The organism is Exobacillus caeni (genome assembly GCF_005747095.1).
In the GTDB taxonomy this organism is placed as follows: Bacteria; Bacillota; Bacilli; order Bacillales; family Guptibacillaceae; genus Exobacillus; species Exobacillus caeni.
The window spans coordinates 1-25969 of the sequence record NZ_SWLG01000006.1 but is presented as its reverse complement, the minus strand read 5'-3'; the positions used below and the strand labels follow the sequence as shown (position 1 = coordinate 25969).

Annotated in this window: 28 protein-coding genes; 1 reads left to right on the top strand and 27 read right to left on the bottom strand. The window is 42.5% G+C overall.

All coding sequences use genetic code 11. The features are described from left to right. Positions 1–50: 50 nt before the first annotated feature. The 11 genes from rnc to FCL54_RS09225 all read right to left on the bottom strand — a co-directional run bounded on the left by rnc (position 51) and on the right by FCL54_RS09225 (position 10620). The gene (rnc, locus tag FCL54_RS09275) at positions 51–755 is read right to left on the bottom strand and encodes a ribonuclease III (RefSeq protein WP_246055207.1); all 705 of its coding nucleotides are present in this window, start codon (positions 753–755) and stop codon (positions 51–53) included. A 199-nt stretch (positions 756–954) separates the two neighbouring features. Further along, positions 955–1188 (bottom strand): acyl carrier protein, encoded by a 234-nt coding sequence (gene acpP, locus FCL54_RS09270; RefSeq protein ID WP_138125663.1) that lies wholly within the window; start codon positions 1186–1188, stop codon positions 955–957. 87 nt (positions 1189–1275) lie between these two features. Next, positions 1276–2016: a 3-oxoacyl-[acyl-carrier-protein] reductase gene (fabG, locus tag FCL54_RS09265; RefSeq protein WP_138125661.1), complete on the bottom strand. Its 741-nt coding sequence runs from the start codon at positions 2014–2016 to the stop codon at positions 1276–1278. A gap of 1 nt (position 2017) precedes the next feature. Then, positions 2018–2962, bottom strand: coding sequence for an ACP S-malonyltransferase (fabD, locus tag FCL54_RS09260; protein ID WP_138125659.1), 945 nt, complete (start codon positions 2960–2962; stop codon positions 2018–2020). 1 nt (position 2963) lies between these two features. Next, positions 2964–3977 carry a phosphate acyltransferase PlsX gene (plsX, locus tag FCL54_RS09255; RefSeq protein WP_138125657.1) on the bottom strand — a complete coding sequence of 338 codons (1014 nt, stop codon included), beginning with the start codon at positions 3975–3977 and terminating at the stop codon, positions 2964–2966. Further along, positions 3961–4554 (bottom strand): transcription factor FapR, encoded by a 594-nt coding sequence (gene fapR, locus FCL54_RS09250; RefSeq protein ID WP_138125655.1) that lies wholly within the window; start codon positions 4552–4554, stop codon positions 3961–3963. Before fapR ends, plsX begins: the two co-directional genes overlap by 17 nt. Before the next feature lie 196 nt (positions 4555–4750). Continuing rightward, positions 4751–6790 carry an ATP-dependent DNA helicase RecG gene (gene recG, locus FCL54_RS09245; protein ID WP_138126211.1) on the bottom strand — a complete coding sequence of 680 codons (2040 nt, stop codon included), beginning with the start codon at positions 6788–6790 and terminating at the stop codon, positions 4751–4753. Next, positions 6790–7677: an L-serine ammonia-lyase, iron-sulfur-dependent, subunit alpha gene (sdaAA, locus tag FCL54_RS09240; RefSeq protein WP_138125653.1), complete on the bottom strand. Its 888-nt coding sequence runs from the start codon at positions 7675–7677 to the stop codon at positions 6790–6792. The genes recG and sdaAA overlap by 1 nt, the downstream gene beginning before the upstream one ends. Before the next feature lie 47 nt (positions 7678–7724). Next, the gene (sdaAB, locus tag FCL54_RS09235) at positions 7725–8387 is read right to left on the bottom strand and encodes an L-serine ammonia-lyase, iron-sulfur-dependent subunit beta (RefSeq protein WP_138125651.1); all 663 of its coding nucleotides are present in this window, start codon (positions 8385–8387) and stop codon (positions 7725–7727) included. Between the two features lie 156 nt (positions 8388–8543). Continuing rightward, positions 8544–10229: a DAK2 domain-containing protein gene (locus FCL54_RS09230; protein ID WP_138125649.1), complete on the bottom strand. Its 1686-nt coding sequence runs from the start codon at positions 10227–10229 to the stop codon at positions 8544–8546. A gap of 22 nt (positions 10230–10251) precedes the next feature. Further along, entirely contained in the window at positions 10252–10620 is a 369-nt protein-coding gene (locus tag FCL54_RS09225; RefSeq protein WP_138125647.1) for an Asp23/Gls24 family envelope stress response protein, read from the bottom strand. 263 nt (positions 10621–10883) lie between these two features. Here FCL54_RS09225 and rpmB point away from each other — a divergent pair, with 263 nt between their 5' ends. Further along, positions 10884–11069: a 50S ribosomal protein L28 gene (gene rpmB / locus FCL54_RS09220; protein ID WP_138125645.1), complete on the top strand. Its 186-nt coding sequence runs from the start codon at positions 10884–10886 to the stop codon at positions 11067–11069. Between the two features lie 59 nt (positions 11070–11128). Here rpmB and spoVM read toward each other — a convergent pair whose 3' ends face one another. The 16 genes from spoVM to FCL54_RS09140 form a co-directional block, all read right to left on the bottom strand. Continuing rightward, a complete protein-coding gene (gene spoVM / locus FCL54_RS09215) occupies positions 11129–11209 on the bottom strand; it encodes a stage V sporulation protein SpoVM (RefSeq protein WP_096199318.1) in 81 nt (26 codons plus the stop codon). A 91-nt stretch (positions 11210–11300) separates the two neighbouring features. Further along, on the bottom strand, positions 11301–11981 hold the full coding sequence (locus FCL54_RS09210) for a thiamine diphosphokinase (RefSeq protein ID WP_138125643.1): 681 nt from the start codon (positions 11979–11981) through the stop codon (positions 11301–11303). 6 nt (positions 11982–11987) lie between these two features. Further along, the gene (thiT, locus tag FCL54_RS09205) at positions 11988–12533 is read right to left on the bottom strand and encodes an energy-coupled thiamine transporter ThiT (protein WP_425467119.1); all 546 of its coding nucleotides are present in this window, start codon (positions 12531–12533) and stop codon (positions 11988–11990) included. Positions 12534–12627: 94 nt separating this feature from the next. Further along, complete coding sequence (gene rpe / locus FCL54_RS09200) at positions 12628–13284, bottom strand: ribulose-phosphate 3-epimerase (RefSeq protein WP_138125641.1); 657 nt, start codon at positions 13282–13284, stop codon at positions 12628–12630. A gap of 1 nt (position 13285) precedes the next feature. Then, complete coding sequence (rsgA, locus tag FCL54_RS09195; RefSeq protein ID WP_138125639.1) at positions 13286–14170, bottom strand: ribosome small subunit-dependent GTPase A; 885 nt, start codon at positions 14168–14170, stop codon at positions 13286–13288. 9 nt (positions 14171–14179) lie between these two features. Next, positions 14180–16201 (bottom strand): Stk1 family PASTA domain-containing Ser/Thr kinase, encoded by a 2022-nt coding sequence (gene pknB / locus FCL54_RS09190; protein ID WP_138125637.1) that lies wholly within the window; start codon positions 16199–16201, stop codon positions 14180–14182. A gap of 6 nt (positions 16202–16207) precedes the next feature. Then, entirely contained in the window at positions 16208–16960 is a 753-nt protein-coding gene (locus FCL54_RS09185) for a Stp1/IreP family PP2C-type Ser/Thr phosphatase (protein WP_138125635.1), read from the bottom strand. A gap of 70 nt (positions 16961–17030) precedes the next feature. Next, positions 17031–18383: a 16S rRNA (cytosine(967)-C(5))-methyltransferase RsmB gene (gene rsmB / locus FCL54_RS09180; RefSeq protein WP_138126207.1), complete on the bottom strand. Its 1353-nt coding sequence runs from the start codon at positions 18381–18383 to the stop codon at positions 17031–17033. A 1-nt stretch (position 18384) separates the two neighbouring features. Beyond that, positions 18385–19338: a methionyl-tRNA formyltransferase gene (gene fmt / locus FCL54_RS09175; protein WP_138125633.1), complete on the bottom strand. Its 954-nt coding sequence runs from the start codon at positions 19336–19338 to the stop codon at positions 18385–18387. After that, positions 19328–19810, bottom strand: a complete 483-nt coding sequence (def, locus tag FCL54_RS09170) for a peptide deformylase (protein WP_138125631.1) — start codon at positions 19808–19810, stop codon at positions 19328–19330. Before def ends, fmt begins: the two co-directional genes overlap by 11 nt. Positions 19811–19870: 60 nt before the next feature. Beyond that, positions 19871–22279, bottom strand: coding sequence for a primosomal protein N' (priA, locus tag FCL54_RS09165; RefSeq protein ID WP_138125629.1), 2409 nt, complete (start codon positions 22277–22279; stop codon positions 19871–19873). Next, positions 22276–23493 (bottom strand): bifunctional phosphopantothenoylcysteine decarboxylase/phosphopantothenate--cysteine ligase CoaBC, encoded by a 1218-nt coding sequence (gene coaBC, locus FCL54_RS09160; RefSeq protein WP_138125627.1) that lies wholly within the window; start codon positions 23491–23493, stop codon positions 22276–22278. The genes priA and coaBC overlap by 4 nt, the downstream gene beginning before the upstream one ends. A gap of 102 nt (positions 23494–23595) precedes the next feature. After that, the gene (gene rpoZ / locus FCL54_RS09155) at positions 23596–23796 is read right to left on the bottom strand and encodes a DNA-directed RNA polymerase subunit omega (RefSeq protein WP_138126205.1); all 201 of its coding nucleotides are present in this window, start codon (positions 23794–23796) and stop codon (positions 23596–23598) included. Continuing rightward, positions 23796–24413 (bottom strand): guanylate kinase, encoded by a 618-nt coding sequence (gmk, locus tag FCL54_RS09150; protein WP_138125625.1) that lies wholly within the window; start codon positions 24411–24413, stop codon positions 23796–23798. Before gmk ends, rpoZ begins: the two co-directional genes overlap by 1 nt. A 37-nt stretch (positions 24414–24450) precedes the next feature. Continuing rightward, the gene (gene remA, locus FCL54_RS09145) at positions 24451–24711 is read right to left on the bottom strand and encodes an extracellular matrix/biofilm regulator RemA (RefSeq protein WP_138125623.1); all 261 of its coding nucleotides are present in this window, start codon (positions 24709–24711) and stop codon (positions 24451–24453) included. Positions 24712–24780: 69 nt separating this feature from the next. Further along, positions 24781–25656: a YicC/YloC family endoribonuclease gene (locus FCL54_RS09140; RefSeq protein WP_138125621.1), complete on the bottom strand. Its 876-nt coding sequence runs from the start codon at positions 25654–25656 to the stop codon at positions 24781–24783. Positions 25657–25969 lie beyond the last annotated feature (313 nt).

The window sequence follows — 25969 nt, the reverse complement described above, 5'->3', positions numbered from 1 at the left end:
AATCTGTCAACCGCTAAAAAAAGAATCCCGAATAGGATTCTTTTTTTAGCTTATTGCTTTTTCGCTTCCTGTTTTAAACGTTGCAAAGCCTTGTCGGCAGCATGCTGTTCTGCTTCTTTTTTTGAACGCCCTGAGCCTTCTCCAAGTGAAACTCCGTTTAGTGTCACTTCTGAAGCAAACTCACGATTATGTGCAGGCCCTTTTTCCTCAATGATCACATAATCGATCGCTCCCAAATTCTTTCTTTGGATGTACTCTTGCAACTGGCTCTTATAATCCATCACATGAGAAAAAGCACCAGTGTTAATCTTAGGATAGACATACTTTTCTAAAAAAACGTATACCTCATCAATGCCCCTATCCAGGTAAAGCGCACAGATAAACGATTCAAAGACATCAGCAAGCAACGCCGGGCGCTCTCGGCCGCCAGTAAGCTCCTCACCTTTTCCTAAAAGTACGAGTTCTCCAAAGTTCAAATCGTTCGCAAACTGAACAAGGGACGGCTCACAAACAATGGCAGCTCTTAACTTTGTAAGCTCTCCCTCACTCATAGATGGATATTTCTTATATAAATACTGTGAGATCGTCAGCTCAAGTACAGCGTCACCTAAAAACTCCAGACGTTCATTGTCCATTTGCGGGTGGAGGCGATGCTCATTCACATATGATGAATGGGTAAAAGCTTGCATTAATAGCATTTCATTTTCAAAAAAAACATCGATTTCTTTTTGAAAAGAAGAAAATCTTTGCTTCATTTCTTCAGAAACAACTAAGCGCTTCGATTGTTTAGGTTTAAACCGTTTCCCGTTTCTAATCTTATTTGCGTTTTTTTGTGATTTTGCCATAACATCCTCCAGGTTATGAAAGGGAAGGAAGCCCCGCATAAACGGGACTTCTTCACTTAGTACTGATTGAAGGCACAGTAGCCTGCACCTAAATCATCTGTATTAAGATTTACTTATGGTTGTTTATGTAATTAATTACATCGCCAACCGTTGCAATCTTTTCAGCATCTTCATCAGAAATTTCCATATCAAACTCATCTTCAAGCTCCATTACTAATTCCACAACGTCAAGGGAATCGGCACCAAGGTCTTCTTTAAAAGAAGCCTCTGGAGTTACTTCTGACTCATCTACGCCAAGACGGTCTACGATAATTTTTTTCACGCGATCTAAAGTATCTGCCACTTACTTCACCTCCCCTCAAGTTATTATAGTAAATTCATCTTTAAATTACTAGGACAACCTTGTTAAAGGATGCACCCTTTTTTATCGTTACATTACCATTCCGCCGTCAACATGGATCGTTTGGCCTGTAACGTAATTGCTGTCTTCTGATGCAAGAAAGCGGACTACTTTTGCTACGTCCTCTGCTTTTCCTAGCCTGTGAAGAGGAATTCGGTCAAACAGCCCTTCTTTCACTTCTGCAGAGAGTTCCTCCGTCATGTCTGTTTCAATAAACCCGGGAGCAACGGCATTAACAGTGATGTTTCGGCTTGCAAGCTCTTTGGCTGTTGTTTTAGTCAGCCCGATCACCCCGGCTTTTGCAGCTACATAGTTAGCCTGTCCAGGATTACCGGCAACCCCTACGACAGAGGCAATGTTAATGATCCTGCCCGACCGCTGCTTCATCATTTGTCTTGAGACAGCCTTCGTACAGTTGAAAACCCCTTTTAAGTTCGTGTTAATCACATCATCCCATTCGTCTTCTTTCATTCTCATCAGCAGATTGTCCCTTGTTATGCCTGCATTGTTCACAAGAATATCAAGAGAGCCGAATTCTTTTACCGTCCGCTTGACCAATTCCTGCACGTCTTCAGTGTTTGCCACGTTTGCCTGAATCGCAAATGCTTCTCCGCCGTTTTCCACTATTTCATTCACAACCTGGTTCGCCCGGTCTTCACTGCCTGCAAAGTTCACCGCAACTTTCGCTCCCTGGCTCGCGAGTTCAAGCGCGATCGCTTTTCCTATTCCCCGTGACGCTCCAGTCACAAGAGCTGTTTTTCCGTTTAACATGTTATCGCTCCTCCCGCAATTTATTTAACGCTTTTTCCAGGCTTTCCGGATCACCTACCGCAAAAGTAGCCGCTCTTCGATGGACTTTTTTAACAAGGCCAGAAAGAACATTACCAGGGCCGATTTCGATAAAAGTCTCTACTCCAAGATCAAGCAGTTTGCGGACGGTATCTTCCCAGAGCACGGGTGAATATATTTGTTTAAGAAGGCTCGTATGGATTTCTTCGGGTTTGGTAATCGCCTCTGCAGAGACGTTTGCCACTACTGGAATATCCGCCTCTTTGATTTCCAAATCGTCTAAAATCGGTTTTAGCCGCTCCGCTGCAGGCGTCATTAACTCAGAATGAAACGGACCGCTCACCTGAAGAGGAATTACTCTTCTTGCCCCTTTTTCTTTCGCTCTTTCAGAGGCTGCTTCCACACCTTCTCTAGAACCGGAAATAACAATCTGCCCGGGGCAATTCAGGTTGGCTAACTGAACGGAAGACCCCTCTTCGCTAATTTGGTCAGTTAATTGTTGCAAATCTTCCCTTTCCATTCCGAGAATGGCAGCCATCGCTCCCTGTCCGGCCGGAACCGCCTCTTCCATAAACAGGCCCCTATTTCTCACTGCATAAACAGCATCTTCAAAAGAGAGTGCATTTGAAGCTACTAATGCAGAATATTCTCCAAGACTATGCCCTGCTGTATAATCCGCTTTGATTCCTTCATCTTCAAGTGCCTTTAAAACTGCAATGCTTGCGGTAAGGATAGCGGGCTGCGTGTTTTCTGTTAATGTCAGTTTTTCGAGCGGACCATTAAATATGATGTCTGATAAAGAAAAATCCAACCTCTCGTCCGCAGCTTTAAAAATGGATGCAGCACGCTCGTTTTGGTCAGCGATTGCCTTTCCCATACCTACAAACTGCGAGCCCTGACCTGGAAACAAAAAAGCTATTTTGCCCATTTTAATTTTCCTCCCCTTCCGATTTATTCAATTCTGTTGTAACGGCTGTTTCAATGGCGGGAACAACATCTTCATTGACCATCATCCTCGCCTGTCTTACTGCGCTAAAAATCGCCCTGCCATTTGAAGAACCGTGCGCTTTAATAACCGGGGCCTTCAATCCGAAAAGCCCTGCTCCGCCATATTCTGAGTAATCCAGCTTTCCTTTAAGGTTTTTTAGCTTCGGTTTTAAAACTGCGGTAGCCATTTTACTCGTAAACGAACTTGTTAGTTCCTCTTTTAACATTGAAAAGATAACAGACGCGGTTCCTTCTATCGTTTTCAAAACCAAATTGCCTGAAAAACCGTCACAAACCACCACGTCTGCAACATCATTTAAGATATCCCTTGATTCCACGTTTCCGATAAAATTCAATGAAGAATTTTCCAGTTGCTGAAACGCCTGTTTGCTCAAATCATTCCCTTTTCCTGCTTCCGTACCTATATTAAGCAATCCAATTTTCGGCCTGGCAATTCCTCTTACCTTCTCGGCATAGATGGAACCCATAAAGGCATATTGCAAGATGTGTTCAGGCTTCGCGTCCATATTCGCACCAACATCCAACAGGACGAAACCGTCACCGCTTAAAGTAGGAAGAGTAGGCGACAGTGCCGGACGTTCAATTCCTTTAATGCGCCCCACATGGAAAAGCCCTGTTGCCATAAGGGCGCCTGTATTTCCAGCTGAAATACAGGCTTCAGCTCTACCTTCCTTAACTTCAAGAGCAGCTAGAACCATAGATGCCTGCTTTTTCCGTCTTGCCGCTTTTGCAGGCTGGTCGTCTGAAGTTATCACTTCTTCGGTATGTAAAATCTCTAATCGGTCATAATGTCTTGTCATCAGCGGTTTTATTTTTGATTCATCGCCAACAACCGTAAATTTCAAATCATGAAAAGCGTCCAGCGCTTCATAGATGCCATCAATTATTGCTCCAGGCGCATTGTCACCGCCCATTGCATCAATCGCTATGATCATGGCTATGTTCATCCTTCCTCAAATTCGTAGATCGATACATCGTGAACTCTCCCGAAAAAACCGGTTCTGCCTGCACGACACTGTTGACTTCCACGATTGTCCGATCATCGATACTTTCCAACACTTTTGCTTTTGCAACAACTCGTTCCCCCAGTTTGACCTGTCTTGAAAAAAGAATATTCGCTTTTGCGGTCAAAGCCAATTCATCGTCGATGATTGCGACTGCCAGAGAGTTTGCCTGGGCAAAGAGATGATGACCTCTTGCTATATCGTTCCTGGAAAACACATGCTCTCTTTTTATATCTAAAATGGAGATGGCACTTTCATCCAACTGCAGGTCGATTATTTGCCCGATCACATCTTCAAGCGGGAGGGCACGCACTTCATCAAGCTGCTTCTGTGCGACGTGTTTAATTCTTTCTCTAAGTTCCGGAATGGAAAGCTCCAACCGGTCCAGCCTTATCGTTTGGACACTTACTTTAAAATTTTCCGCCAGTTCTTCATCAGTGATGAATGGCGTACTTTCAATCGTTTCTTTTAATGCTTCCTGGCGTTCTTTTTTGCTCATTTTTTTCATACAGCCACCATCCGATACTATGTAAAGGTAAAGCGATGTGAAAGCTAAAAAAAGATCACCGCTCGCAAGTAAGACTTTTGAAAGGATGAGACAGCCGGAAGTTAATCCGGCTTCTCTAGTAATAGCTTATCCTAAAATTATGACTAGGTACTAAAGGTTAGTATAGTATTGTTATTTGAAATTTGCAAGAGTTTCATCAGTCCAGTTTCTCCCCGGTCAAAACGCCTTCATCCTCAAGATATTTCCTTAAAGGATGGTATTGGCTGTCTTTCCAAAAGGCTTCAGATTCAACAAGTGCTTGCGCATCCTGCCTCGCAATTTCGAGCACACGGTAATCATGGATTAGGTCAGCCACTTTAAACTCCGGCATCCCGCTTTGCTTTCTCCCAAAGAAATCCCCTGGGCCTCTTAACTCAAGGTCTTTCTGGGACAACACGAATCCATCATTCGTTTCCGTCATTATCTGCATTCTTTCTTTTCCTACTTCTGATTTGGGGTCCGCCAGCAATATACAAAACGATTGCTCTTCACCACGGCCAACCCTCCCTCTTAGCTGGTGGAGCTGGGAAAGCCCGAACCTTTCCGCGTCGTAAATTATCATGACAGAGGCATTAGGTACATTCACACCTACCTCAACGACAGTAGTTGAAACAAGTACCTGCGTTTCATTCTTACTAAAGGATTCCATCACAGCTTCTTTTTCGTCTGAATGCAGCCTCCCGTGCATTAACCCTACTTTATAATCTGGTAAAGCAAACTGAAGCTGGGCGTGAACATCGATCGCATTCTGGACATCTAGCTTGTCCGATTCTTCGATCAGCGGGCAAATAACGTATGCCTGCCTTCCTTTCTCCAATTCCTTTTTTGTAAACGCAAGGACTCGTTCAAGCATCTCAGGCTTCGCCCAGTATGTTTCGATCGGCTTTCTTCCTGCTGGCATTTCATCAATCGTCGAAACATCCATGTCCCCAAAAACGGAAATAGCAAGCGTCCTTGGAATAGGAGTTGCTGTCATATACAGCACATCGGGATTCAGCCCTTTTTGCCTTAGAATCCGCCTCTGTTCTACCCCAAACCGATGCTGTTCATCGGTGATCACTAGACCAAGCTTTTGGAATGCCACTTCTTCCTGGATCAATGCATGTGTTCCAAGCAGGACATCGACTTCTCCATTGGCCAGCCTTTCAAGAATCTCTTTACGCTTTTTCCCCTTAATAGAACTCGTTAACAACTCTAACGAAAGTCCATAAGGAGCCAGCAACCCCTGTAACGATTCAAAATGTTGTTCAGCTAATATTTCGGTCGGAACCATAAGCGCTCCCTGGTAACCCGCAAGAAAAGATGCATAAAGGGAAATAGCAGCAACTACAGTCTTTCCTGAACCGACATCTCCCTGAAGAAGCCGATTCATTTTATACGGTTTTTGCAGATCTTTTAATATTTCTTTTACCACCCGATTTTGCGCATCGGTAAGTTTAAAAGGCAATTCATCCATAAATTCTTTGACCGAATCTTCAGGAATTTTCTGGGCGGTTCCTTTTGTCCGCTCTCTTTCCATTTTTCGAAATGTCTGCATTTTTAGCTGAAAAAGCAATAGCTCCTCATATACAAACCGTCTTCTTGCATGTTTAAGCTCGTTGCGGTCATTTGGGAAATGGATATACTCGAATGCCTGCGTTCGTGGAATCAACTTATACTTTGCACGTATTTGCGGAGGAAGCACTTCTGGAATTTCTTCGCTGTATTGGTTCAGGGCGGTTCTGATCGATTTACGAATGGCTTTCACTGTAACTTTTCCACCTGCATGGTAGACAGGCTCAATCGTTTGCTCTGGATTAAATGGTGAAAACTTAACTTCAAAAACAGTTAACGTCATTCTATGCTGATCCCATTTGCCAGTTACTGTGACGGTCTGGCCTAAACTGAAACTTTTCTTCAGGAAGGCTCTATTGAACATAACAGCGGTAATTAAATATCTTCCTACGAGTATTCGAACAGTTAAACGGGACTTTTTCTTTCCAAAATAACGGAGAGAAGGTTCGCTATGAACCTTCCCTTCCAGTGTGATACGTTCTTCATGTTTAACGTCACGCAAATCCCTCAGCTCGTTATCTTCATATCGAAACGGAAAATAATCAACTAAGTCCTCAACAGTCCGGATTCCAAGGTCATGAAAATGAACAGCTTTTTCTTCTCCGATTCCCTTTATGTCTGTAAGGGGCCTCATGCTAATCATCACTTTTTATCCAGCGACACACCAAAAATCTTGGCTTCCAGTGCTCTACCTGTTGGTGTTGCCGCCAGGCCTCCCTGTGCAGTTTCTTTTAACGTATTCGGCATGGATTGTCCGATTTTATACATCGCATCGATGACCTCGTCGCACGGTATGCGGCTCTTAATTCCTGCTAGCGCCATATCCGCTGCTGTAATTGCGTTGGATGCTCCCATCGCGTTACGCTTCACACATGGGACTTCTACAAGGCCAGCTACAGGATCGCATACTAAGCCGAGCATATTTTTCAAAGCAATCGCCATCGCGTCTGCAGACTGCTCAGGAGTTCCTCCCATCAGTTCTACAATAGCCGCCGCCGCCATTCCTGTTGCAGAACCTACTTCAGCCTGGCACCCGCCTGCAGCACCGGAAATAGAAGCGTTATTGGCTACTACAAATCCAAACGCACCGGAAGCGAACAAATACCTTACCATCTGTTCCCTCGTCGGGTTTACCTTTTCTTTTATGGCGAACAGTGTGCCGGGAACTACACCCGCGGAACCAGCTGTAGGAGTAGCGCAGATCGTCCCCATCGCCGCGTTCACTTCATTTGTAGCCATCGCTTTACTGACTGCATCAAGAAGAATATCACCTGCCAGCGCCTTTCCGGTTTTAAGGTATTCTTGCAAAAGCAAAGCGTCTCCACCTGTTAAGCCAGAGTGGGATCTTACATCTTCGTTTATTCCTCTTTCCACAGCTTTTTCCATTACATCAAGATTTGTTTCCATTGTTTTTATTACTTCTTCTCTCGTTTTTCCCCTGAATTCCATCTCCTGTAAAATCATAACTTCAGAAATAGGAATATTTTTCGATTCAGCAAGTTCCACTAGTTCTGCAACATTACGAAACATACTGTATGACCTCCTTTTGCTGGCAATCCTGGTGTGCTCTCCACTCATTAATCATTAATTTTAGCTACTTGAAGAATGTTAGGCAGCGATTCCACTTCTTTCATAATTTTCTCCTCAACATTCTGGTCTACTTCTATTGTCATTAATGCCTGCTGGCCCCGTTCTTTACGAGCAACATTCATATGCCCGATGTTGATCTCATGCTTTGCAAGGATATTAGAAACGCCAGCAATCGCTCCAAAGCGATCATTATGAACAACAAGGAGTGCCGGGCTATTCCCTGACAGGCCGAGTTTAAACCCATTGAGTTCCACGATTTCCATTTTCCCGCCGCCGATCGATATCCCGACCAGCTCTAAATCATCTTCATCGTCGCCCAGATGCACTTTCGCTGTGTTCGGATGATCCATCACAGCGTCTTCTTCTGTAAATTTGACTCTGATCCCTTTTTCTTTCGCAATAGTAAGCGCATTCACAATTCTCTCATCAAAAGTATCAAAATCGAGGACACCACCGACAAGTGCAACATCTGTTCCATGTCCTTTGTATGTTTTAGCAAACGAGCCGTACAGGGAAATTTCCACCCATTTAGGTTCTCTCCCAAACAGCTGCCTGGCGACTCTTCCAATCCTGGCTGCTCCCGCTGTATGGGAACTGGATGGCCCAATCATAACAGGCCCGATAATATCAAAAACACTTCTATACTTCATGCGCGGTTCCTCCTGTATCCCTGTTTCACATAACAAACGGGGAGAAATTTTCTCCCCCTCTCTTATCTATTATAAAGTCATGGTAAAATTGTGTCTACATAACAAACTGGCATTCCCGGATAAGGTTAATGCCAGTTTTCTTTGTTTATACCTACATTATTCAACTGAAATGATGTAAGAGTAAATCGGCTGCTTGCCGTGATGCACTTCAACTTCTACATCCTCATGGTTTTGTTCGATATAATCCACAAGGCTTTCAGCTTCAGTTTCCTCTGTATCTTCCCCGTAGATCACTGTCACGATCTCATCATCTTCGCCGATCATATTGTCTACTAGAAGCTTGACTGTATCTTCTTTTTTGGATGTTGAGGCAATAATTTTGCCGTCTGCAATGCCCATAAAGTCGTCTTTCTTTATGTCGACCCCATCAATTTTCGTGTCACGGACTGCAAATGTAACCTGTCCTGATTTTACGTTGGCAAGAGCAGCTTTCATGGTGGATTCATTTTCTTCCAGGCTTGATCCAGGCGCGAATCCGAGCAATGCAGCGATTCCCTGTGGAACAGTTTTGGAAGGCACTACGACCACTTCCTCCTCTACAACATGTGTTGCCTGTTCCGCTGTCATAACGATATTGCTGTTATTAGGAAGGATAAAGATTTTCTCCGCATTTACCTCTTCGATCGCTTTTACGATATCTTCTGTACTGGGATTCATCGTTTGGCCGCCCTGTATCACATAATTTGCGCCAAGACTTGTAAACAATTCAGCGATTCCTTCCCCCATTGCAACGGTGATAATGCCAAATTCCTTTTTTGTTTCCGGTTTCTGGTTTGCTGGAGAAGGTTTATATGCATCCTTTTCGCCTTCAAGAATAGTTGTATGCTGCTCTCTCATGTTTTCAATTTTTATATTGATCAAACTACCATACTCCTGGGCATATGTCATAAGCTGCCCTGGGTATTCAGCATGGATATGTACTTTTACCAATTCTTCATCAGCTACTACTAACAGTGAATCGCCATGATTTCCTAACTCTTCCCTGAATTTCGCTTCATCGAACGGAGTTTTTTCAGTCTTGTCCGCTTCTAGCTTTACCATGAATTCTGTACAATAGCCAAACTCGATATCTTCTGTTTTCATATGAGATTGGGCACTCTTATGGTGTTCTGCCCGGACAAGTTCTTCCATCTTTTCTTCATCCACATTGTTTGCAGGCAGCTCTTTGCCTTGCAAGGAAGCGAGGAAGCCTTCATAAATCACAACAAGGCCCTGTCCGCCAGAATCCACAACACCAACTTCTTTTAATACCGGTAACAAATCGGGGGTCCGCTCTAAAGAAGCTTTTGCTTCCTGAAGCGTTTCCTCCATCACGCGGATGACATCATTACTTTTTCTAGCAGATTTCACTGCCTGCTTTGCAGCATCTTTAGCAACCGTTAAGATAGTTCCTTCAACCGGTTTCATCACAGCTTTATAAGCGGTGTCCACCCCTCTTTCAAAGGCAGCAGCAAACTCCGTGGAATTTATCGTCTCTTTTCCTTCAACAGCCTTTGAAAAGCCCCTGAACAGTTGGGAGAGAATAACCCCTGAGTTTCCTCTCGCTCCCATTAAAAGACCCTTAGAAAAAAGAGAAGAAACATCGCCTATTTTGGCGGATTCGCTTTTCTTTACTTCATTTGCACCAGAAGTGATCGTTAAATTCATATTCGTTCCTGTGTCACCATCTGGCACAGGAAAAACGTTTAACGTATCAACCATTTTTGCATTGGCGGACAGATTTTTTGCCCCTTCCAGGACCATGTAGGCAAAGCGCTTTCCGTCTAAATTTTCAATTGTCACAAAAGTTCCTCCTAACTCTCAACTAAGGGTTAGTAACCCTTACCCCTTGCACATATATATTAACTGAATCAACAGCAAGACCAATCATTTGATCCAGCTGGTATTTCACTTTCGTTTGAACATTATGGGCTACTTCAGAGATCTTCGTTCCGTAGCTTACAATGATATACATATCAATATGAACTTCTTCTTCTTCAGTTTCTTTTCGGACTACGATTCCCCGGCTGAAATTATCTTTGCCAAGCAATTCTGTGATACCGTCTTTCAACTGCTTTTGTGAAGCCATTCCTACAATACCATAACAATCTATTGCAGCGCCACCCGCAATTGCTGCAATAACTTCTGTGGAAATATCAATTTGGCCGTATTGAGTCTTCAATTCGATTGACATATGTATCCTCCCTTAACTTTAGTATTTGATGGTTTGTTTTTTCTATTACGTTATAATTATAAAACAAGCTGGTATAGCAACAGTTACGCTTATTTTACTACAACCTATCACAATTTAAAAGATTACAACACATAAAATACTCCTGCATGTAAAGTTTTTTTCTTGATATCTTCTTGCATAAACAGGCTTCACATGGTAATATAATGTAGGATTTATCCTGCACAATTGTGTGCGATGATTGGATGAGTAAGGAGGTAACAGAAATGGCTAAATGTGCAATTACTGGAAGAACTACTAAATTCGGTAACAAACGTTCTCACGCTTTGAATACAGCCAAACGTAAATTTGGTTCTAACCTTCAAAAAGTACGTATTATGGTTGACGGTAAACCAAAAAAAGTTTGGGTTTCTGCTAGAGCTTTAAAATCAGGCAAAGTCGAGCGTGTATAATTTTAAAATTAAACAAGCAAAAAAGCACCTGGCATCTGGTGCTTTTTTTTGTTGCCTCATTATCCTTTTTTAAAGGACCCCAGGATCGCCCTTACAAAGCCACCCAAAAATTTAGGCAATTTGATCGTGTAAAATTTCATGCTTCCCCCTCCTCGGAAAATAAGTGGCCTGTGCCGAAAAAAACATTATGAGGATATAATATTCATTACTAGTATATTCATAAGATTTGAATTAGTACCCTTTGTTTAAAAAAGCCTTCTCGTCTTCATCTTTACTTCTTATAACCAATAGTATGCCGTCCCGAAATGAATAAGACCCTTTTTTATTTACAAGCTCGTTGCTTATGGATAATGTTGACCCCCAGTTTATTTCTGTTTCCTGAAGAGGATACTTTACCCCCGTTAATGTTAGTCCTTCAACCTTTGGAGTTACAGGGACGAAAGACAGGTAAGGATATTCAGGAATATACTTTATTTCATAACTACCCGCCGCTCGAAGCTGGATGCGGTTTTGCCGATCCCTGATTTCTATTTCTGTTTTGGAGCCAATGCCCTTTAGTAGCAATTGGACATTAATCAGTTCATGGTCTAACCTTCCCCCGGTCGCGCCAAGTATAATTACACTGGAACACTGTTTTTCCAGAGCCCACTCTATCGCTAACTCGAGATCAGTTTTATCTTTTTCCTGTGGGAATACTGAAAAATTAACGGGATGCCGATTCATCCACTCTCTTTCTTTAAGAGAAACCGAATCAAAATCTCCGAACGCCTGGTCTGGAGCAATATTATTTTTCAAAAGAGTATGGACCCCTCTGTCAACCCCCACCCAGGTAATATCTTCTGCGTCCAGGCTGGCTAAATCGGGGAGTAAGCCTGTTGGTCCACCGGCTAAAATAATAATTTTAGAATCCATTTTTCGTTACCTGCCATGAACTAACCGGGGAGCTGCCTTTGAAAGCAGGACTAAAATGATCGAAGAAATAATGAAGATCGGCAGCATATAAGAACCGTTATAAATCAAAGAGAATAGTTCAACGGGTGTGCCTTCTGGAGCTGAGCTTCCAAACCATACAACCCCTGAAATATAATGGCTTAAGAATCTTAGCCCGCTTCCAATCAAACATCCCAGCAAAATGGAAGTATACCTTTTAGTAGGCTTTGCATCTTCGCTTACTTTAAATAACCCGGCAAATCCGACGACTGTAAAAGCGATAGGGTAATCCAGCAAAAACTGGACTGGATGTACATAAAAAAGCGGTCCAATGATGACCTGCAGAATACCTACAAGCAACCCGGTAATCAGTCCTCCTGCAAGTCCTCTTCTAAAAGCCATAAAGAATATGGGAATCATCGCAAGCGAAACAGACCCTCCGTTTGCCCAGATTCGAAAAGAAAACAAATCAAGTATGACAGCAAGCCCTGCCATAATTGCTATTTCAGCTAAAAATTGTACTCTGTTGCTCAAATCGATCATCCTTTGCTGTTGAGTTTTGTTACTACAGTTCCAGCAAATAACATTGTGTTATTTATATTAAACAAAAAAATCAGCAGTAGACTTGCTACCGCTGGCTGGAATTCCTAAGTGATTCAATCGCTTTTTTGCGATCCTGTTGATTATAAATGGCCGATCCGGCAACCAACACATTTGCACCGGCATCAATGCAAATCCTGGCAGTTTGATCATTAACGCCTCCGTCAACTTCGATATCGATCTCTTTTCCAGTTGCTTTTACTAGCTCTGCAGTTTGTTTAATCTTTGGGATAACTGAATCGATGAATGACTGTCCGCCAAACCCGGGGTTGACCGTCATGAGCAATACCATATCGACATCTTCGATCACATGCTTAATCATCTCTACAGGGGTGGCAGGATTTAGAACAACTCCCGGCTTTACTCCATGGTCTCTAATAAGGCTGATCGTCCGATGCAAGTGCTTGCAAGTTTCGGCATGAACAGTCAGAATGTCTGCACCTGCTTTTGCAAAATCTTCAATATAGGCATCAGGATTTTCGATCATCAGATGCACATCCAGCGGTAAGTCGGTCACTGGCCTGATCGCTTTTACGATCGGAGGACCGATCGTGATGTTCGGCACAAAATGGCCGTCCATCACGTCTACATGGATATAATCTGCTCCGCCTTCTTCTACGTTTTTCACTTCTTCTCCCAGACGGGAAAAGTCTGATGCAAGGATGGATGGTGCAATTTTTATCATCTTAGTACCTCCGCTTTTGATCCTTTATTTCTTGAAAGAACGATACATAATGTTCATATCGGTATGCCGGGATTTCTCCTGATTCCACTGCTGCTTTCACTGCGCATTTTGGTTCAGAAACATGCGTGCATCCTCTAAATTTACATTCGTGTGACTTTTCCCTTATCTCAGGGAAATATAACCACAGATCATCTGCTTCTATTCCCCTAAAATCGAGTGAGCTAAAGCCCGGTGTGTCCGCGACGAGCCCTGAGCCGAACGGAATAAGTTCCACATGCCTTGTAGTATGCTTTCCCCGGCCCAGATAATCGGAAATATCTTTTGTATCCAGTTCAAGTAAAGGATTAATCGCATTTAATAAGGAGGATTTGCCGACACCTGATTGACCGGCAAATACGGTAACCTTTCCTGCAAAGTGGCTTTGCACTTCTTCAATTCCTTCAGATAATGGCACCGACGTTAAAACGACTTCATATCCGAATGAACGGTAATCCTCGACATAAGAAAGAACTTCTTGTTCGGTCTCCCCCTCAATAAGATCCAGCTTGCTGATGCAAATTAGGGGTTTGATATCATTGGCTTCGATGTGAACGAGAAACTTGTCCAATAACTGCACATTAAATTCAGGTCTTTTAGCTGAAAACACAAGGAATGCCTGGTCTATATTTGCGATCGGCGGCCTAACAAGTTCGTTTTCCCGCTCCATTACTTCAAGCACATAACCATCCGTTTTATTTTCCGCTTCAAAGACAACAAAATCGCCTACAAGAGGGGTTATCTTCCGCTGGCGGAAGTTCCCCCTTCCCCTGCATTGAAATATTTCATTGTTCTCATCCTGAACATAATAAAATCCGCTCAATGATTTAATAATTCTTCCTTCTGCCATAACTTCCCCTCACTGATTTTTATTTCCGAACTCTTTTTTGGCTTCTTCATAGGTTATTGTTTTTGAATTTTCTTTTCTTAGTTTATTGTCGACATAAATTTGATACGCTGCAGTATCACCTGGATTTATTGTCATTTCAAACTCAACCTTTTTAGCACCTACTACCTTGTCTTCTACTATTTCATCGCCTTCAGGATGTTTAGAATCACGGTACATTACTTCAATTAGATGCTCTTCTTGATCCTCAAAAGTAAACTTAAAGGAGTTAGGGAATGTAATCGGTTTTTCTTCAGCCTCAGGTTCAGGCTCCGGTTCAGGCTCTGGTTCTTTCCCTTTTGAAATAACAAAGGAAATCACATCCCCTTTATTCACTTCTGCATTGGCACCCGGAGAATGGGACACCACTTTTCCTGACTCTACATTATCACTGTATACTTCTTCTTCATAGGATGCCTTTAAACCATGACTATCTACGTAAGATTGAACCTCATCTTTAGTTTTACCAGTTAGGTCCTGAAGTTCAATCGGTTCGGGGCCAGCACTATAAAAGAATATGATTCGGTCTTCTGCAGGAAGTATTTCCTTCCCGGCTTCAGGTGTCTGGTCATAGATTTGGCCATTCGGCACTTCATCATTATATTTTGCCTCGAATTGGACATTTTTATATCCCTCGGCTTCTAATAACTGCTCAACCTGTGTCTTTGACTGGCCAATATAATCTTCCATTTCTATTTTTTCGATGCCTTTACTCACAAGCAGAGTGACAGTGCTGTTTTCTTTAACTGTTGTTCCTCCCGATGGGTCCTGGCTGATAACTTCTTCTTCAGGAACTTCTTCATCGAATTGTTCCTCTTTTTTCACCTTTAGATTACTCTCGATTAATGTTTCTCTTGCTTCTTCGTAATCCATTGCTGTTACATCAGGTATCTCAACATCTTTCACATAAAACATCTCGGGAATAATCGTTAGCGCTGCGACTGCTGCTCCTCCAACCAACAGGAACAATACAATCAGAAAGAACAAAACCTTCTTCCCTTTTTTCTTCTTCTTTGGAGGCGGTGTATCCGTTGTTTTTTCTTTTTCTGGCTTTACCTTTTTGTTTTCCCTTTTGGCATCGTTCTTAACATCAGGTGCTGCAGGTTTTACCGGCGGCAATATTTTGGTCGCTTCTTCATCCGCTTCGGGAATCGAAAAAGGCTCCTCATATACTTTTGTTGGGTCAAGTGCATTGTTGACCGCTTCCTCCATCTCTTCCGCACTATCATATCGGTGGAGAGGGTCTTTCGCCATCGCTTTTAAAATAATATTTTCGACACTTTGCGGAATGGAAGGATTAATCGTTCTGGGCTTCGGAAAGTCATCCTGCAGGTGTTTAAGCGCTACAGAAACCGGAGAATCTCCAGAAAAAGGAAGCACGCCTGTGACCATCTCATACAATACTACACCTAGAGAATATATATCAGATTTTGCGTTTGCTATCGCACCTCTTGCCTGCTCGGGAGAAAAGTAATGAACAGAGCCAAGCACAGAATTCGTATGTGTGATGGTTGCGGAGGAAATAGCCATCGCAATGCCAAAATCGGTTACTTTTGCTTCCCCGTATTCATTGATTAATATATTGTGAGGTTTGATATCCCTATGAATAATATTGTTTTCATGGGCATGCTCAATCGCTGAAGTTATTTGGGACATGATCGAAAGCGCTTCTTCTATCGGCAGTGCACCGCGATTTCTGATCTGGTCTTTCAGCGTTGTGCCCGGCACATATTCCATTACAATAAAATAATAATCTTCTTCTTCACCAACATCATAGATTCCTACAATATTCGGATGCACGAGACTTGTTGCTGACTCTGCTTCCCTTCTGAACCGTCTAATAAAATCGCTATCCTTTGAAAATTCTGGACGAAGAAGTTTAACGGCAACAATTCGGTCCAGAATTAAATCTTTTGCTTTATATACGATTGCCATCCCGCCATCACCGATAGCTTCAAGCAATTTATAGCGTCCGTTAATGTGTTTTCCAATCATATTTTATCACTCGCCTTGCTCTTCAAGGGATAAATAGTTAATAAGTGCAACTGTAATATTATCTTCTCCTCCTGCTTCATTCGCCAGATCGATTAATTCCTGGGCCTGTTCTTCCAAAGACTTTTCGGAGCGCAACACTTTTTCAAGGGTGTTATCATTTACCTTGTTGGTTAAACCATCAGAACAAAGCAATGCAAAACCCCCGGTTTCCCAACCGATTGTTTGCACATCGACCTTGATATCTCCTTCTGTTCCAAGAGCCCTCAGTAACACGTGCTTGCGAGGATGGCCCTCCGCTTCGTCTTCTGTAATCTGCCCTGTTCTTACAAGCTCGCTGACAAGGGAGTGGTCGTTCGTTTTTTGTGAAAAACTACTTTTGTTTCCTATGTATGCCCGGCTGTCGCCAACATGTGCTAACGTTACAAAACTGTCTGCAACGATCGCCGCTACCAGTGTCGTTCCCATACCGGCACATTCGGAATGCTCTTGTGCATAGTTAAATATCTCAAGGTTTGCTGATTTAAACGTATCCACAAGCCATTCTTCTGCTGTCGAAGGAAGAAAGGCTTCTTCGATTGTTTTCCATTTCTCTTTCAGATAAGAGACAGCCATCGAACTTGCAACATCACCAGCTCGATGACCGCCCATTCCATCTGCAACAATAACGAGATAGTCTCCCCTTAAGCTTTTGCTGGCATCTGCACTATCTTCGTTATGTGGCCTCACACGGCCCGTATTTGATTTTGTTACTATTTGCATGCCATCACCTCGTTTCTTCCTTCCACTGTGCCGCCTGTCAAAAAAACAAGCTAAAAATTCTGCAGCCAAATCAGTTTTCACCTTTTTTGGTGAGACAGGCAATATAAAATCCATCTGTCCCAAAATAATGCGGTAGTATCTGTACCTGACCATCATCATTTCCAACAAAATGACCAAGCTTTTCAGGCAGTCTCTCGATTAGCGTCCGATCTTGAGTGAATTCGGGGTTTTCCTTTAAAAAAGCCTCGATCACCCGCTGGTTCTCCGCTTCTTCTATTGTACACGTACTATAGAGCAATTTTCCACCAGGTTTTAACAGAGTTGATACAGTTTGCAAAATTTCTTTTTGAACCGCTGAAATCGCTTCTGCATCCTTTTCTTGTTTACTCCATTTTATATCCGGTTTTCTCCTGATCACGCCATAACCCGTACAGGGAGCATCTACAAGTATTCTGTCAAACCGTGTTCCTTGAAAAAAGCCACCAGCTTTTCTGCTGTCGAGAGCTGCAGTTTCCACATTTGTAAGGCCAAGGCGCTTCACCTGGTCTTTAATTAGCTTCACTTTGTGTTTATGAAGGTCAAGCGAATAAACCTGTCCCTCATTTTTCATCAGCTCCGCTATATGAGTCGTTTTCCCGCCCGGAGCAGCGCAAGCATCCAGAACAGACATGCCTGGTTCTATATCAAGCCCTCTTGCTACAAGCATCGAGCTTTCATCCTGAATCGTAACGAGTCCATTTTTAAATGCCCTGGTACCCGGTAAATAACCGTCGATAATCTTAATCCCATCGATCGATAAGTCTCCCCTCTCAACGGTAAGGCCCTCTTCTTCCAGATGTGCCATCACTTCTCCAACAGACGTTTTTGCAGTGTTTACCCTTGCTGTTACCTGAGGGGGCTCGAGGTTTATCTTACAAATGTTTATTGTCTCTTCTTCACCGTATTGCGCAATCCATCGTTTTACGAGCCATGTGGGATGGCTATATTCCACAGCGATCTTCTCCGCCGTGTCTTTGATAGTGGAGAAAGAAGGTACTCCTTTCCTTTGAACGCTTCTTAAAACTCCATTTACGAAGCCACTGATGCCTTTATGCCCTTTCTTTTTAGCGATTTCAACTGCTTCATGGATCACCGCCCTATCAGGGACGCGATCAAGATAAACCATCTGGTAAACCGATAACTCTAAGAGCGAATATACCCAGGTTTCGATTTTCTTTTTGTTTTTAAGAAAAGCATCGAGGAAAAAGTCAATCGTACGTTTTCTTTGAATTGTCCCGTAGACGATTTCTGTAAGGAGTCCGATATCTTTTCGGTTCAAGTTATATTTTTCAATCGTGCGGTTTAATAAAATGTTACTGTATGCCTGGTTCTTATTAATTTGCTCAACGATTTCTAGTGCCGCTTCACGAACATTTTTAGCCAATTTACTCACCCAGTTTCGTACCTATTTCAATCGTTCTTCCTTTTAAGAATTGTTCTGCCGACATTCTTTTCTTACCGGAAGGCTGTAATTCCGTAATTTTAATGGCTGTATCGTTCCCTGTGGAAACAATAACTCCGTTTTCTTCAACACCTGTTACGGTGCCTGGTACCGAAGAAGCTGATTTTAAAAGTACCTTTTCGCCCCACCATACTTTTAAGGTTTTTCCATCCAGGCTTGTATATGCTACTGGCCAGGGATGCAGGCCTCGTATCTGGTTATAAATTGATTCTCCGGACTCAGACCAGTTTATTTCCTCTTCCTCTCTCTTAATGTTCGGAGAGAAGGTAACTTCGTCTTCATTTTGTTTTTGAGGAGACACCTCGCCATCAATGAGCTTTGGAATTGTTTCAGATAAAAGTTCGGCTCCTGCCACGCTCAGCTTGTCATGCAATGTACCAACATGGTCCTCTTCTTCGATCGGAACCTTCACCTGAGATATAATATCCCCCGCATCGAGCTTTTCAACCATGTACATGATTGTGACTCCCGTTTCTTTTTTCCCTTTTAAGATAGAATAATGAATCGGTGCTCCGCCTCTAAATTCAGGCAGTAAAGAAGCGTGGACGTTTATACAGCCGTATTCAGGAAAATCGAGCAGTGCTTTCGGGAGAATCTGCCCAAATGCAGCAGTCACGATCAAGTCTGGCTTTAACGCAAGTATTTTTTGGTATTCTTCAGGCTGCTTTACTTTTTCAGGCTGCAGGATTGGTATATTGTGGTCTTCGGCAGCTACTTTAACGGGTGGTGGCGTGAGAACCCTCTTTCTGCCTTTAGGTCGGTCAGGCTGGGTTACCACTCCAGCAATATGGAATCCGTCTTTTATTAACCGGTTTAATACAGGAACGGCAAAATCAGGAGTTCCCATAAACACGATCGACAAAGCACTATTCTTCATGCTTCAAGTCCTCCTCGTTGTAATATCTTGTTACTTTCTCTGTAAAAAGTATACCGTGCAAGTGATCGATCTCATGCTGGATCGCTCTTGCTAGAAACCCTTCTGCCTCTATCGTATAACTATTCCCAGAGCGGTCCTGGGCTTCTACCTTAACAGAGTGCGGCCGGATCACCTCGCCGAATAAACCAGGAAAGCTTAAACACCCTTCAGGCCCTGCTTCTTCTCCAACCGTTTCCAAAACTACAGGATTGACCATCTCAAGCGGTTCTGCTTCCTCTGTTCCGATATTTACTACAGCTACCTGTTTAGCAATCCCGATTTGAGGAGCGGCTATCCCTACACCTTCTGCTTCATACATTGTTTCAAACATATCTTCAATCAACCTTTTCAAATCGCTGTCAAATTCGGTAACCTTCTCACATTCTATTTCTAACACTTCATTTGGATATAACACTATCTCTCTTACTGCCACACTTGTTCCTCCTGTCAGTTATAGGCTTTACCCTTATTTAACAATAAAAATATTCACGTATCACATAAGCATGTGAGGGTTTCTATCAATTGTTATTTGCAAATTATCTTTGGTCAATTCTTTTGAAAAACGCTTCAAGATCTCTTTTAAAAGCCGGTTTAGGTCTGGCTCAACTTTGTATTTTATCATGCATTGATAGCGATATCTATCTTTTATCCTCGGTATAGCAGAGGCCACAGGACCAAGCACAATACTGTTTTCAGACAGATTCGCCTTTAAGAAATTGGTTATCTTTTCCGTGACGGATAACACTTTTGTTATTTCTTCATGCGAAATGTTAATAAGTGTAATGTAATAAAAAGGCGGATATCCGTGAAGTTTTCTGGCTTGCATTTCCTTTACATAAAAAGAATCAAAATCATGGTGGGATGCATATTGGATGCTGTAGTGCTCAGGTGTATACGTTTGTATTACCACCTCTCCATGCAATTCATGGCGGCCTGCCCTGCCGCTGACCTGAGTAAGCAGCTGAAACGTTCTCTCAGATGCCCGAAAATCCGGAAGATGCAGCATGGCATCCGCAGCAAGAACGCCAACCAGTGTTACTTTTTCAAAATCAAGGCCTTTGGCAATCATCTGGGTACCGAGAAGTATATCTGCTTTTCCATCTCCGAATTGTCCTAAAAGTTTTTCATGCGCACCCTTTCTCCTCGTCGTATCCACATCCATCCGTATCACCCTTGCATCCGGCAGAATTTTTGCAAGCTCTTCCTCGACTCTCTGTGTTCCTGTACCAAAAAAGCGAATGTGTTCGCTGGTACAATTCGGGCATACTTTTGGAGCCCTTTGTTCATATCCGCAGTAATGGCATTTCATCATGTGGTTTATTTTGTGATACGTCAACGAGATATCACAATGCGGGCAATCCAACACATAACCACAGTCACGGCAAATTAAAAAGGTGGAGTATCCGCGCCGGTTTAGTAATAATACACTTTGTTCACCCTTTTCAAGCCTGTCGATGAGTTTATCAAATAAAGGCTTTGAAAACATCGAACGGTTACCGCTCCGCAATTCTTCTCTCATATCCACAATCTCAACATCAGGCATTTCCCGTTTGTTGACTCGTTCTTTGAGCTGCAGAAGGGTATAAACCTGTTTTTGGGCTCGAGCAAAAGATTCCAGTGCAGGTGTTGCACTGCCGAGGACTACTGGACATCTGTGGTACTTAGCTCTTTTGATCGCGACATCTCGCGCATGATACCGTGGCGTTTCTTCTTGCTTATAGCTGCTTTCATGTTCTTCATCGATGATGATGATACCGAGGTTTTTAAACGGCGCAAAAACAGCTGAACGGGCCCCGACTACTACTTTAACCTCACCTCGATGTATTTTTCTCCACTCATCGTACTTTTCCCCTTTTGATAAACCGCTGTGCATCACAGCAACGTCAGAGCCAAATCTCCCTTTAAAGCGAGACACCATTTGTGGGGTAAGAGAGATTTCCGGAACGAGGACAATCGCCTCTTTCCCTTGATTCAAAGCGTGTGCGATCGTTTGTAAGTAGATTTCTGTTTTACCGCTTCCGGTAACCCCTTGAAGCAAAAAAGTATTATGATAGGATTCATCCAGCGAATTCATAATCGGCTCTACAGCTTTTCTTTGTTCTTCCGTCAAATCCAGAGGCTTACTCGGTTTAAAACTTTTAAACTTGTACGGATCCCGATATATCTCCTGTTCTATTTGCTTTAGCAATCCTTTTTGTACGAGCGATTTTATCGTTCCTCTCGTTGTATCTGCCAATTCGATTAACTCGGGAATAGCAATCGGAGCGTTTATTTCATAGAAAAGCGACAAAACTTCTTTTTGCTTTACCGCACGGTCATTTAGCTCTTCCATCCGAGATTCCAGTTCCTCTTTAGGATAAGGCAAGATTAACGCAGCCTGTGTTTTCGGTGCGGTCTTCTCTTTTACGACAACTTGACTTTCAAGCGCTCCCCGTTTAATTTCCTTTTTAAAAATGGGCAGGACCTGCGAATCCTTTATGTCCTCCCAGGGTATTTCATTTCTGTGCTCGAACCACCGGCTTACTTCTTCTGCAAGCTTTCCGTCAAATGTTTCAGCGACCACAATTTTCTTTTTATAATTTGCTTTCATAGCGGCCGGCAGCATGGCCTGGAATGCAGAGACAGCGAAGCACAGGGTCTCATCGGTGAGCCAGAAACCCAGCTCTATTAATTCCGGGGTTAAAACCGGGTCTACGTCCATCATGTCCTGTATGTTTCTTACTTTTTCCAGTTCCGTTTCCTCTACTAAATCGACAACGAATCCCTGTACTTTTCTTGGGCCAAAGGGAACAACTACTCTCATACCGGGTTCTATCAAGTCTTCCCATTTTTCTGGCACGCCATAATCAAAGAGGCGGTCTGTCTGGTTAGCAGGAACGTCCACAATAATTTTTGCGATCATGTGACAGTCTTTTCCTTTAACATCTTTACAGCGTCATGAAGAATTTTTATTGCAACGTCCTTTTTAGACTGAAGAGGGAGTTCTATTTTGGAACCGTCTTTTTTATAGAGTGTCAGAATGTTAGAATCTACACTGAAGCCGGCCCCTTCCTGTGTAATGTTATTGGCACAGACCATATCAAGATTCTTCTTTTCGAGTTTACCGAGCGCAAACTCCTCAACACGCTCTGATTCAGCGGCAAAGCCAATGAGCACCTGGCCGGATGGCTTTCTTTTTCCTAACGTTTTTAATATATCGATTGTTCTCTCCATTTCTACTGACCATTCTTCATTTTGTTTTTTCAATTTCTGTCCGTACACCGTCTTTGGCCTGTAGTCTGCTACAGCAGCAGCTTTTACGATAATATCAGATTCGGCGGATCGTTTTATAACCGCTTCGTACATCTCATGTGCCGAAGAGACATCGATCCTTTCAACATCCGGAGGAGTCTCCAGGTTAACCGGTCCGGCTATAAGTGTTACTTCAGCACCCATGCTAGCGGCCTGTTCGGCGATCGCAAAGCCCATTTTTCCAGATGAGTGATTCGTGAAATAACGGACAGGATCTACCGCTTCCCTTGTTGGCCCGGCTGTAACAAGCACTTTTTTCCCCTCTAAAAACCGGTCATCTTCCAGGAAAAATTGTTTAATCGCTGATAGAATTTCCTCTGGTTCTGCAAGCCTGCCTTTCCCTACATAACCGCAGGCCAGCAATCCTTCGCCCGGCTCAATAAATCGGTAACCATCTGATGCAAGTATTTTCATATTTCTGTTCACCGCTGGATGCTCATACATATGTACATTCATCGCAGGTGCGATTAAAACCGGTGCCGTGGTTGCAAGAAGTGTTGTGGAAACCATATCGTCCGCAATCCCGCTTGCGAGTTTGCCTATACTGTTAGCTGTAGCAGGTGCAACAATGACAATTTCCGCCCAATCCGCTACATCGATGTGAGCAACCCTGGCCGGGTCTTTTTCATCGAAAGTATCGATATAAACGGTATTTCGTGAGAGTGTTTGAAAGGTGAGTGGTGTGACAAACTCTCTAGCTGAATCTGTCATCATCACTTTCACCTCAGCACCTTCTTGATAAAGCTTGCTCGCCAGGCCTGCAGCTTTAAAGACAGCGATACCTCCTGTTACACAAAGTAGAATCCGTTTGTTTTTTAAAACCATAGTTTTCCCCGCCCTTTAGTTAACATAATAATATTACTGTTTATAAAAATTGGTAATTGAAAAAAATAACAACCTACAGGAAATAGGTTGTTACTAGCGGTTTTATGCTTGGGATGTTTCAGGAACTAGTTTTCCTGCATAAACTTCTTCAAGAGCCTTTCCGACAGGTTTATTGGATTCTGTTCTTTCCAGTTGCGAAGAATTTGTTGCCTGAATCACTCTCGCTCTTCTTGCAGCGATGGTTACCAGTGTATATTTAGAATCAATCTTTTCCATTAATTCATCGATAGAAGGATATAACATCATTTTTGAACCTCCAGTAATTTTTTATATTTAACAGCGACACGGTCTCTGCGTAAATGCTCAGCAGTAATAATAGAATGGATCCTTTCACAGGCGAGTTCAACTTGATCGTTCTCGACAACATAATCATATTCATCCATAAGTTCAATTTCTTCTTTAGCAATGTGCATACGGTTATCGATCAAATCTTCTGTTTCTGTCCCCCTGTTTGTAATTCGTTTTCGAAGCTCAGACAGACTCGGGGGCATCAGGAAAATAAACACCCCTTCAGGAAAGTGCTTTCGTACTTGCATGGCACCCTGTACTTCGATTTCAAGCAGTACATCTTTTCCCTTTTCGAGTGTTTCTTTAACATAATCAACTGGGGTTCCATAATAGTTACCTACATACTGGGCATATTCCAGCAATTTATTATTTTCAATCATTCTCTCAAATTCTTCTTTCGTTTTGAAGAAGTAATCTACACCGTTTACTTCTCCTTCTCTCGGGTCTCTCGTCGTCACCGAGATGGAGTATTGTATATCAGATTCATCCTGCATGAATGCTTTTCTTACTGTTCCTTTGCCTACTCCTGATGGGCCTGATAGTACAATCAGAAGGCCTCTATCATTTTTCATATTTACCTCCACTGTTCTGTTTGGATAACAATTTTATTTAATCTTCAGAAAGATCATCTTTATTCATTAATCGCTGTGCAACTGTTTCCGGTTGAACAGCAGACAGGATAACATGGTCGCTGTCAGCAACAATTACAGCACGGGTTCTTCTTCCATAAGTGGCATCGATAAGCATGTTGCGGTCTCTTGCCACAGTGATAATGCGCTTGATCGGGGCAGATTCAGGGCTAACGATTGAAACGATCCGATTCGCATTTACGATATTGCCAAATCCTATGTTGATTAGTTTAATGTTCATTAATATTCCTCCTGGAATTACTGTTCTATTGTTGCACGTTACGATCACTTTTAAACGTTGCCGCAACGCTTATTCGATATTTTGGACCTGTTCCCTGATTTTTTCAATTTCACTTTTCATTTCTACAACCTTCTGGCTGATTTTATAATCATTTGCCTTAGAACCAATCGTATTGAGTTCCCTGTTTAGCTCCTGTACGAGAAAATCCAGCTTCCTACCGATAACTTCCTCAGTCAGAATGGAATAAAACTGCTTGACATGGGAACGCAGCCTTATTAGTTCTTCATCAATGCTCGCTTTATCAGCAAAGATTGCAACCTCTGTCAGGATCCTATTTTCATCGACCACAGCATCACTCGTTAACTCTTCAATCTTTTTATGTAGTCGCTCTTGATAAGCTTTGGTAACCCGGTCTGAATAACTGTTAAGTTCTTCCCAGTAATTCTCAAGGCTTGCAAGCTTGTTGGCGATATCATCCTTAAGGGATCGGCCCTCTTTTTCCCTCATCCGGCATAGCTTTTCTGCAGCTTCTTCCACTGTAGCGATGATTTTCTCTTCTAAACTTTCAATCTTAGCTTCTTTTTCCACCACAGTAAAAAGATCATCAACTTTCAGGAGGCTGTCCAGATTCACATTGCCGTTTACCTCATATCTTTTTTCTGCCTGTTTCAATCCTTCGATATACTGGTCCATCAAATCCCAATCAATCGACAATGTCCTTGCAGTCAGCCCTTCTCCCTCAACCGTGATATAAATTTCTAACTTTCCTCTGCTAACATATTTTTGAATCACTTTTTTCATTTTGTCTTCTATATATAATAAATGTTTTGGCATGCGGAAAGTAATATCGCAATATCTATGGTTAACAGATCGCATTTCGACCGTAATAGAGATAGAGTGTATCTGGCAGTTTGCTCTTCCGTATCCTGTCATGCTTCGAATCATTTTATCACATCCACTTATCTATTCTAAACAATTTTACCATCTTCAACAAGTATAGGAAAAGTAGAATGCCGTTTTAACTATAAAAATGGAATAGATCTTTTTTAACCGGTATTCGTTTTCCCTGCCAACATTTTAACTGAAAACCGGCATAAAGAAAAAGAGGCTGGGACAAAAGTATTTTAGCCAAAGGAAAATCCGAACTATGATTCAAAATTCTTTAATCAGAATTTATATCAGTTCGGATTTTTCTTTTGGCTGTTTAATTAATTTTTCCTGTTTATTTTATATCGGCTACATATATCTTTTAAAACGA